8 protein-coding genes and 1 pseudogene are annotated in these 10,072 nt (G+C 43.1%); 5 read left to right on the top strand and 4 right to left on the bottom strand.

The features are described 5' to 3' along the window. Positions 1-677 precede the first annotated feature (677 nt). The 5 genes from AC4II3_RS28110 (at position 678) to AC4II3_RS28090 (ending at position 6,586) form a co-directional block, all read left to right on the top strand. Complete coding sequence (locus AC4II3_RS28110; protein ID WP_488015659.1) at positions 678-1,691, top strand: glycosyltransferase family 2 protein; 1,014 nt, start codon at positions 678-680, stop codon at positions 1,689-1,691. 152 nt (positions 1,692-1,843) lie between these two features. Next, a complete protein-coding gene (locus AC4II3_RS28105) occupies positions 1,844-2,857 on the top strand; it encodes a glycosyltransferase family 2 protein (RefSeq protein WP_488015657.1) in 1,014 nt (337 codons plus the stop codon). Between the two features lie 121 nt (positions 2,858-2,978). Further along, the gene (locus AC4II3_RS28100; protein ID WP_488015655.1) at positions 2,979-3,767 is read left to right on the top strand and encodes an FkbM family methyltransferase; all 789 of its coding nucleotides are present in this window, start codon (positions 2,979-2,981) and stop codon (positions 3,765-3,767) included. Between the two features lie 165 nt (positions 3,768-3,932). Further along, the gene (locus tag AC4II3_RS28095) at positions 3,933-6,281 is read left to right on the top strand and encodes a hypothetical protein (RefSeq protein ID WP_488015653.1); all 2,349 of its coding nucleotides are present in this window, start codon (positions 3,933-3,935) and stop codon (positions 6,279-6,281) included. A 122-nt stretch (positions 6,282-6,403) separates the two neighbouring features. Further along, the gene (locus AC4II3_RS28090) at positions 6,404-6,586 is read left to right on the top strand and encodes a hypothetical protein (protein WP_488015651.1); all 183 of its coding nucleotides are present in this window, start codon (positions 6,404-6,406) and stop codon (positions 6,584-6,586) included. A gap of 364 nt (positions 6,587-6,950) precedes the next feature. On the opposite strand, the gene dhaL is transcribed toward AC4II3_RS28090, so the two are convergent. The 4 genes and pseudogenes from dhaL to AC4II3_RS28070 all read right to left on the bottom strand — a co-directional run. Next, entirely contained in the window at positions 6,951-7,583 is a 633-nt protein-coding gene (gene dhaL, locus AC4II3_RS28085; RefSeq protein ID WP_488017008.1) for a dihydroxyacetone kinase subunit DhaL, read from the bottom strand. Positions 7,584-7,697: 114 nt separating this feature from the next. Further along, on the bottom strand, positions 7,698-8,771 hold the full coding sequence (gene dhaK, locus AC4II3_RS28080; protein WP_488017012.1) for a dihydroxyacetone kinase subunit DhaK: 1,074 nt from the start codon (positions 8,769-8,771) through the stop codon (positions 7,698-7,700). Between the two features lie 86 nt (positions 8,772-8,857). Beyond that, positions 8,858-9,814 (bottom strand): sulfotransferase family protein, encoded by a 957-nt coding sequence (locus AC4II3_RS28075; RefSeq protein ID WP_488017010.1) that lies wholly within the window; start codon positions 9,812-9,814, stop codon positions 8,858-8,860. 25 nt (positions 9,815-9,839) lie between these two features. Beyond that, positions 9,840-10,072 (bottom strand): annotated as a pseudogene (locus AC4II3_RS28070) (hypothetical protein); the annotation flags it as partial.

Below are 10,072 nucleotides of genomic sequence, written 5' to 3'. Positions count from 1 at the left end.
ATAGTTTTTACCCTTGTTGTCACCCCCTCAGCAGGTTACCCACACAGCCCCTCCCCATTATCGACCGCATCAAGACAGTGAAATTGGATATTTTGTGAGTTGTAGCTAATTGTAAAATTTCTGTCTACTAATTGTGAAACTTATGTCTAGTCTTTATAAATTAAATCTCTCCCTAGACAGTTTTTTTTGCTATACTTTTTAAGTAGAATTTATTTTTATAAAGTCTGGTTATAACGCTTTTATATAAGCTGACAGCCATGGCATCTTGAAATCATCATATTGCTTACTTGTCTACTTGTGGCGTTCGCTTTATTATACAACTGTAGTATATAGTACTAATGCTACTGGACAGTATATTTTACAATTAAACAAAAACTATAATTAGACAAAAACTATTCTCAAAAAACTGATAAATTTTATTTATATTTATATGGGTGGCAACAAGCGCCCCAAAGTACTTGCTAGATCTAAGTTTAAGGTTAAAATGGAACCCAAACTAGACATATACAAAAGAAGCATAGTTTGAATTACTAAGAACTCTATACCTGATTATTTAATCTAAGTTTATGAAAAATTGCTTTCATAACTATTTTCAATTAACTATTTTCAATTAATTAGCAATAGTTATACCCATAAGTATTATAGCGCATCTGTAACAGCATCAAAAATTTTACCCTATGAAAACTGTTTCGATAATTATCCCAGTATACGGCGTTGAAAAGTATATTGCTACCGCAGTACAGTCGGTTATCAAGCAGACTTATAAAAACTTTGAACTGTTGATTGTTGACGATGATTCTCCCGATAAAAGTATAAACATTTGTAGGCAATTATCCGATCCAAGGATTAAGATTATTCATCAAACTAATCGGGGACTTGCTGGAGCGCGAAATACAGGAATTCGCCATGCCAAAGGAGATTATTTAGCGTTTTTAGATGGAGACGACTTGTGGTTACCTCAAAAACTGGAAAGACATATTGAACACTTAGAAAAATTCCCAGATATCGGGATTAGTTTTAGCCGTTCTGCTTTGATTAATGAAGCTGGAAATTTTATGGGTGCCTATCTAATGCCTAAGCTCACTAATATTACTATATCTGATTTGTTTCGAGAGAGTCCGATCGGGAACGGTTCGGCTGCTGTAGTTCGTCGGGAAGTCTTTGACACAATTAAGTATCAGGATAATCTTTACGGCTCTACAGAAGATTATTACTTTGATGAAAACTTCCGTCGTGCTGAAGATCTTGAATGTTGGCTTCGCATCGCTATTCAAACTGACTGGAAAATTGAGGGAATACCTGAACCATTAACCCTCTATCGAATTAATACACAAGGGTTGTCAGCTAATTTCTTCAAGCAGTTCGAGTCCTTGGAACAAATGATTGAAAAGACCCGTTCTTATGCTCCCACATTGACCAGCCGATGGGAAAACATTTCTAGGGCTTACCAATTGCGGTACTTGGCTAGGAGTGCTGTTCGTCTTAAAGTAGGTTCAGATGCTGTGACACTTATACATCGATCATTATCCAATCACTGGCTTATCGTACTAGAACAGCCACGGCGAACAATCTTAACCTTAATAGCCGCTTATATGCTTTGGTTATTACCTAAGTCTTTATATGCTCAAATTGAATTGCTTGTCTCTAAGCTGCTCAAAAATGTTAAAAAACAGCCTCTTGTCCAAAATTAGTACCGCTGCGCGTAATTCAAAATTAAACATTAAAAATTAACTAAACTTATAGAATAAACTTATTCTATAAGAGGTTTTAGGGTTGGTAATTATATCTTTATTGACCTTGTTCTTTTCTAGCATGCTTAACTAATTTCAAGGTGCGAACTACAATGAACAAAGTATCGGTCATTATTCCAGTATATAACGTGGAAAAATACATAGCAGCCACAGTAGAATCTGTGCTCGCCCAAACCTATAAAAATTTTGAGTTGCTACTGATTGATGATGGCTCTCCTGACAACAGTATCGAAATCTGTAAACAAATTAACGATCCAAGAATTAAAGTTATTCGTCAGGATAATCAAGGCGTATCAGCGGCTAGAAACACTGGGATTCGCCATGCTGAAGGAGAGTATATCGCTTTCTTAGATGGAGATGACCTCTGGGTTCCAGAAAAGCTAGAAAAGCATGTTTGGCATCTAGAAACATCACCCCATGTAGGAGTCAGTTTTAGCTATTCTGCGTTCATTGATGAAACAGGAACTCCGTTAGGAATCTATCAAATAGCCAAAACTAAAGATATAACTACAGATTATATCATGTGTCGTAATCCGATTGGAAATGGTTCAACACCAGTGATTCGGCGAGAAGTGTTTGAAGCAATTCGATACCGACAGCCTCAGGCTAGGGAGGATGCTTATTTTGATCCTCAATTGCAGAATATCGAAGACGTGGAATGTTGGCTGCGCATGGCGATTAAAACTGATTGGCAGATGGAAGGTTTGCCAGAGCCGCTGACTTTATATCGTATTCATTCACAAGGGCATTCAGCTAGTATACTCAAGCATATAAATTCTCTAGAAAAGGTGATTGAGAAAACACGTGCCTATGCTCCAGAGGTAATTGCTGAATGTGAAAAACCAGCCCGCGCCTATTATTTACGGTTTGGTGCTCGACGTGCCCTCAGCATCAAAGAAGGCTTGATGGCAACAGAATTGTTTAATAAGGCTTTAGGGACTTACTGGCGTATTTTGCTAGAGGAACCGCTTCGTACTCTGTTGACCGGGGCTGCTGCTTATTTGCTCCGACTTTTACCTAAAACTCTTTACCAGCAGATGGAAGCTGTGGCTTTAAAAACGACAGGAGCTTCACAAAAGCGCCGAATTTCTCAGGAGCAAGCTTAGTCTTTGATAGGGCGCTTTACAAACACTTTGTCAAGTTTTTATAAACTTTGTAGATAAAACTGCTCAACCCTGATTATTTTCTGTTATAAACTAAAAGCTAAGGTTTATACGCGGGTACAAAATGAATCTACCTTTAACCATAAAAACTCACCTGAAAGAGTTATTGATTGGCACACCGTTTGAGTCTGCGGCAAGAAGTATTGTTGATGTGATCAAGCCTCCTAGCCAAGATATCCTGACCAGCAGGCAAGATGACACCTATGTCTATCAGATTATGAAGCGGATTTTAGACAAATCCTCCAACTGTATCGATGTGGGTGGCAACATGGGGACTGTGTTGACAAAAATATGCCAACTGGCTCCCCTCGGTCATCATTATGCTTTTGAGCCGCTCCCCCGGCTGGCTACTCGGCTGCAAAAACGCTTCCCAAAGGTTGATGTTAGGCAAATTGCTTTGAGTGATTTAGAGGGAGAAACCACGTTCTGGCATGTTGTTGATGCCCCAGCACTTAGTGGTCTAAAACAAAGAGACTACACCCATTGGGGCTATAACAATGCTACAACAGAATCCATTGCCATCAAAACTCAGAAACTTGATGACATCCTTCAACCTGACTTCAAGGTTAATTTCATTAAGGTAGATGCAGAAGGAGCAGATTTTCAGGTTTTCAAAGGTGCTATCCGAACCTTAAAAACCCACAAGCCTTACCTAGTCTTTGAATTTGGTCGTAGTGGCATGGTTGATTATAAAATAACGCCAGCTATGATGTATGATTTGCTAGTCAACCAGTGTGGTTTAAAGATTTTTAAACTTAACAGTTGGCTACAGGGGTTAGCTCCACTCAGTGATACGGAATTTACGAGAATCTGTGAAGAAGACTCTGCTTGGAATTTCTTTGCTACGCCTTAGCAGTAGCTAGAAAATACAGGTGTATTCTATAGGATTTAGGAAAAACTGGGTAACAAATCCTATAAATCCCTATAAATCGCTATAAATAGTACGGTTGGTTATTAAAGTACTCTACTAGTAGAGTTACTGGGGAAGTCTTGTCCAAGTTGCTGATCTATTATTTCTATGATTGACTTGCTTGCGATCGCACTCAGGGTGCTTTTATGCTTATTTATTTTTGCGATTGGTCTAACCCTTGCTAAGTGGATTCCCAATCACCGGATTCGAGCGATTACCCAACCAAACCGTTGGTTTAGGCAAAGGGTTACTCTAGGACTGATGATCCTGACTAGTTTGATGATGCTGGGGTCAATTGTATTGGTCACTGATATCGTTAAGGTAAATTCAGGACACGCTGAGGTAGTTAACTCTCGGAAATACCAGACAAACATCCGCCTAGGAACAACTAATGTAGCGATCGGAGGTGGTGGTTATGTCACTGGTGTTTACCTCCATCCACTGGAAAAAGACTTAGTTTATATTCGGACTGATGTTGGTGGCTTCTATCGTTGGGATGAGGCGAAGCAACGTTGGATTCCCCTGACAGAACACTTTCCCTTCTCTGATAGAAACTACTATGGAGGAGAAGCACTGGCTGTTGATCCCAATGATCCAACGATTGTCTATATTGCGGCTGGAAAATATCCCTGGGCTGAACCGGGAGCACTATTTAAATCTACCGATAAAGGACAAACTTGGACAAAGTTGAACCTAGAGCTCAAGATGGGGGCTAACCACAAGAAAAAATGGCTAGGAGAGAGACTAGCTGTTGATCCGTTCAATTCCAATATTATCCTCTTCGGCTCTAGAGAAGATGGACTCTGGAAATCATCGGATGCTGGTGCAACCTGGGAAAACGTCACCTCTTTTGCAGGTAAACCAAATAACAAAATTGGTATTACAGGGATTGTCTTTGATAAACAGGTACCGGGCTTAGTGTATGCTTCGCCCTATGGAGATGGCATCTACAAATCTACTGACTCTGGGGTCAGCTGGACTCAGGTAGCTGGTAGCCCAAAAACAGTCAATCGCATGGCTGTGGGAAACAAGAATATCCTCTACGTCACCAGTACCAGTAATCCTGGAGTCCACAAGTATGGCAATGGTGTCTGGAAAACCATGAAACCAGGGGGATCTAATCGCATTTTTGGTACGCTCAGTGTCAATCCTGCTAATCCTGAGGATATCTTAGTTGCCCTAAACCGCACACAAAAAACCAAATTCTACCGTTCCCTAGATGGCGGCACTACCTGGAAACAGAAGCAGTCTTCTGCTAACAACACTATTCCCTGGTGGCAGAAGAGGTATTTTGCTAATCATATGGCAGATATGGAGTTTGACCCGAAAGTACCGGGAAGAGTTTGGTTTACGGATTGGTACGGTGTATGGCGGACAGACGATCTTAATGCTAATCCCGTTGTTTGGACTAACTATGCCGCTGGACACGAGGAAGTGGTTCCGTTCACTCTGGTTTCACCACCCCGTGGTCCGATACTGGTAAGTGGGGTGGCGGATGTGGATGGTTTCTACCATAACCAAGGATTAGATAATTACCCCTCTCAACGACTTGGTCTGGGGGAGCCCGGTAAGTCATTCCAAGATACCTATAGTATTGCTTATTGTGAAACTAAACCCTTGCAGATGGTTCGGGTTGGTGGTTACCGCTGGAATTCAACCTATACTGGAGCCACTTCCACCGATGGTGGTCTGACATGGCAAGAGTTTGCCTCATTTCCAGACAATACGATGCCGATGCGGGTCGCTATGTCTGCTACTAACCCCAATTTATTTGTTGTGACAGTTAGTCAAGGTCAGCCCCTGCGCACTACCGATGGAGGGATGACCTGGCAAAAGGTTTCAGGATTACCCAATGGTCCCGGTGGTCCATGGAATTGGTCTCAATCTTTAGCGGCAGACCCTGTAGATGGCAACACGTTTTATTACTATGCTAAAGGCAAAGTCTATCGTTCCAATGATGGCGGCTCATCTTTTCAAATTGTGAATGATTCACTTCGCAATGAAGGTTGGCATTCCCTGAAAACGGTGCCAGGGGTTAAGGGCGAAATTTGGCTGAGTCTAGACCGTAAGGGTTTTTATCGCTCTACCGATGGCGGTAATTCATTCGTCAAGCTGCCTTCAGTAACCAGAGCTCACCTATTTGCCTTTGGTAAAGCACCCCAGGGCAGCGACACTCCAGCACTGTATATTTATGGAAATATTGATGGAAATGTTCCCAATGTTGAGAATGGGGTTAGGAATCGGGAAGCTACAGGGACTTCAGGAAGCTCAGCCAAAAGCCGTGCCGAAGAACCAGGAATATTCCAGTCTCTTGACATGGGACGCACGTGGACACGGATGGGCGATCCCTCCCGACCAATTGGCAATAGACCTGGTGTGATGGAGGCGAGTAAGCAGGAGTTCGGACTGGTTTTTATTGGTACCAATGGTAGGGGAATATACTACGGATCACAATAGGGTGAATTTTGATTAATTGTTTAAGATTTTTATAAAATTTTCCTTGTAATTAGGGGAATCGTTATTGAATAGGGAATAGACTAAATTACTGACTTGTTTCGTGTTAATCAGGGAATCAAACTATGGCAATCCTGCAATTTTTAATCATTAGTGCTATTTGTATGGTGTTAATCAAGTTTGTTGCCTCTTGGTTTGGGTATGGCAACATACCGATACTGAATAAATTAGTGACAATTATTCTCAGCGTCTTCGTGACCTTTGAAATTATTCAGCTGGTGCAAGCTATAATCGTCAAATTTGGTTGAGGGCTGTTCGCCCTTGGCGTTCCCGTAGGGTCGGTTGAGGGTCGGTTGAGTGAGGGTTGAAAGTTGAAGGTTGAAAGTTGAAGGTTGAAAGTTGAAGGTTGAAGGTTGAAGGTTGAAGGTTGAAGGTTGAAAGTTGAAGGTTGAAGGTTGAAGGTTGACCTTCAATAAGATGCGATCGCTTAAGTTATTAATAAGTTACTAAAGTTAAAAGTTGACTAGAGCGTTTCTCCTACTTATGAGGTAAAGTCAATTTTCTTACCCCTACTCCCTACTCCCTATTCCCTACTCCCTATTCCCTATTCCCTACTCCCTACTCCCTACTCCCTACTCCCTACTCCCTACTCCCTACTCCCTACTCCCTGTATTACGCAATAGTTTCTAGCAGTGTCTGGAGAATCATATAGGCTGACGTAGCACCAGGGTCTTGATGTCCAGCACTGCGCTCCCCTAAATAACTGGCTCGTCCCTTCTTGGCCACCAAGGGAATAGTATTTTTCATCCCTTCTTCTGCTGAGTTGACAGCCTGTTGCAAGGCTTCTAAGATACTGTCTCCTTTGTCTACAGCTTGTGCGAAGGCATTGGCTGCTGGTGATAGAGCATCTAACATGGTCTTATCTCCCAAGTTGGCTTTACCTCGCTGGACGACCCCCTCCACTGCTGCTTGGAATAGTTTTACCATATCCTCTTGTGTCAGTTCTTGCTTTCCTGCTACTGCTGCACTTGAGCGCAAGAATAGAGTGCCATAAAGTGGTCCACTGGCACCTCCCACAGTGGAAATTAGAGTCATGCTGACGGTTTTGAGAATACTGCCAATGTCTTTATCTGCGACTTTAGGAACCTCAGTGATCACCTTTTGAAAGCCACGATTCATATTAATACCGTGGTCAGCATCACCAATAGCAGCATCAAGTTCGGTTAGATAGTCCTTGTTTTGTTCGAGTACAGTAGCGACTGCTTGTAACCACTGTAGAATTTGATGTTTAGTTACCGTTACCATAGTCGCAGAGTGGGTCAGGGGGTCAGAGCCTCAGGGTAGCAATGAGCAATTAGCAATGAGCAATGAGCAATTAGCTAAGGTTTACAATACTGATGCTCCCCGATATGATACCAATCATAGTCCCCAACGTAGGGCTGGTGTCTTGACTGGTGCATCCCAGAATTTAATTAGCTCATCGTTCATTTTGAGTAGGGTAATCGAGCAGCCTTGCATTTCTAGAGACGTAATATAAGGACCAATCAGACTACGCACGATTTCCAGTCCCTTTTGTTCACAGATTTGGGCTAATTTGCGATAGACAATGTATAGTTCCGACAGGGGAGTACCACCCATGCTATTCACGAATGCTAGAATGCGATCGCTTTTCTGAAAAGGGGGGTCAGTTATTTCAAATTCTGTCCATTCTGCTTTATCTTCATCCCACTCTCGCACTGTGCGCGTATAGGCAGGGTCTTCAATAATCGATAGCGCTAGCATTTCAGTTATCTCATCTGCTGATTTGAGGGACATTCGTTTTCTTCCTGGTTCCCCGTGAATGCCAATCCCAAATTCTATTTCCCCTTCCCCCAAGTCAAACATGGGACTCCCTTTAGCAGGAGGTGTGCAGGATGTCAAGGCCATACCCATGCTGCGTCCATTACGATTAACCAGGCCACAGAGATTAGCCAGTTGTTTGAGGTCATAACCAGCAGCAGCAGCAGCGCCACAGATTTTCTCGGCTAATAATGTCGTCCCTACCCCCCGCCTGCCTTGAGTATAGAGGCTATCTTTAACCGCTACATCATCATCAATTAGGATATTGAGGACTCGGATGCCTTCTGAGATAGCTAATTCCGCAGCTAACTCAAAATTCATGACGTCACCGCTATAGTTTTTGACAATATTAAGAACCCCCGCGCCACTGTTGACTATTTTGGCAGCTTCTAGCATTTGGTCGGGGGTGGGAGAGGTAAACACTTCACCGGGACAGGCCGCATCTAACATTCCGGCACCCACAAAGCCCCCGTGCAAGGGTTCATGACCACTACCACCACCGGAAATAATCGCTACTTTATTTGATATGGGAGCATCAGCACGGTAAATCAAGGGGGGGTCAAGATTAATTTTGAGCAGGTCAGGATGAGCTATAGCCATGCCTTCTAGGCTTTCTCTGACAACATTATCGGGATGGTTGATTAATTTTTTCATGATTGATATCACCGCTATAGTCTTCCCCATCTTCCCATCCGTTGCCCCAACTTCCCCCTTTACCAATACTCCCATCTCACCTAAGACTATTGTTTTACAGGATTGAACCGAAGAACATTACTCAAGCTGTTAGTCTGGTCAGTCCAAAATGACAGTTTGCTGTACCTGTCAAACAAATCTGGTGGTAAGACTGTGCGCCGGGGAATAAACTCCACCCGGCGATGTACCTTGTGCAATCCTGGGGTTCGTAGCCTGGCATCGAATTCCGGTTCGTCGTATTCTACCTGCTCGAAATTGTGCTCGAAGGGCTCTTCTCCTAGAAACTGGTAGATTAGGTTTAAGGTATCTGCTGGACACCTGGTCAACAATTCATAGTCTACCAGCAGCAATTTATTACCCTGTTCGCTGTAGAACGCTTCCTTGAGGGCATTGTAAGCAAATCCCACTAGGCGATCGCCTTTAGATAGGGCTTCAGTGCGGCTGTAGACAGTGAAATTTTCTTGATTATTGAACAAACCAGAAACTTCCAGGGCGTTGCGTCGTACCAGGCGTTCTAAGCTATCCATGATCCAAGCTACGTTACGGACACAACACACTATCTTGGATTTGGGGAACAATTCACTAATCAAAGGTAGTTTGCTGCACCAGAGGCGGTTGGTATCAAAGATAAGTTGTTGCTCCTCTACTGAGCGGCGGTAGTAGGCGGCAAATAGACTCTGGAGGATGTCACGCCTCTGCTCTGGGGAGATGAAAATCGCTCCCTCACTGTTGCTCATTCTTTCCAGGAGGCAATTGACCAACCCTCCTACAGCACTAGTCATGGCAGCGTGAAAGCGGGGATTCTGGCGCAGCAATGCTGCTAGCAGAGTTGACCCAGAGCGAGGTAGACCAGAGATAAAGTGGATAGACTGAGGCAGTATTTGTTTGATTTGATGGTCAGTATTCAAATCGATAGCATCTACTATCGGTGTCTGAGGTAGGTTTGGTTTGGTTGATTCGGTCTGGCAAGTAGTTGCTGCTGAAACTAACTCGGTCGTTTTCATTTGATGTTTAATTATATAGCAATTCTTATTTCGGTGAGGTACAAATTTTGGGTTTTAGGGAACAGGGAATCGGGAATCGGGAATCGGGAATCGGGAATCGGGAACAGGGAGCAGGGAACAGGGAAAAAATCCTGTGTACCTGATAGGTATTAGAAGCGCTATCATATAAATTCCGGATAATTATCCTTAATAAAAATCTCCCCATCTCCCCATCTCCCCATCTCCCCATCTCCCCATCTCCCCACATTCCCCTCCTGG

It is taken from the genome of Moorena sp., assembly GCF_982860115.1.
Note: the sequence above shows the minus strand (reverse complement) of the source record. Positions and strands in the feature narration are given on the sequence as shown.

Coding starts and splice junctions, on each gene's coding strand:
- AC4II3_RS28110 (WP_488015659.1), top strand. CDS start 678: ATGAAAACTGTTTCGATAATTATCCCAGTATACGGCGTTGAAAAGTAT.
- AC4II3_RS28105 (WP_488015657.1), top strand. CDS start 1,844: ATGAACAAAGTATCGGTCATTATTCCAGTATATAACGTGGAAAAATAC.
- AC4II3_RS28100 (WP_488015655.1), top strand. CDS start 2,979: ATGAATCTACCTTTAACCATAAAAACTCACCTGAAAGAGTTATTGATT.
- AC4II3_RS28095 (WP_488015653.1), top strand. CDS start 3,933: ATGATTGACTTGCTTGCGATCGCACTCAGGGTGCTTTTATGCTTATTT.
- AC4II3_RS28090 (WP_488015651.1), top strand. CDS start 6,404: ATGGCAATCCTGCAATTTTTAATCATTAGTGCTATTTGTATGGTGTTA.
- dhaL (WP_488017008.1), bottom strand. CDS start 7,583: ATGGTAACGGTAACTAAACATCAAATTCTACAGTGGTTACAAGCAGTC.
- dhaK (WP_488017012.1), bottom strand. CDS start 8,771: ATGAAAAAATTAATCAACCATCCCGATAATGTTGTCAGAGAAAGCCTA.
- AC4II3_RS28075 (WP_488017010.1), bottom strand. CDS start 9,814: ATGAAAACGACCGAGTTAGTTTCAGCAGCAACTACTTGCCAGACCGAA.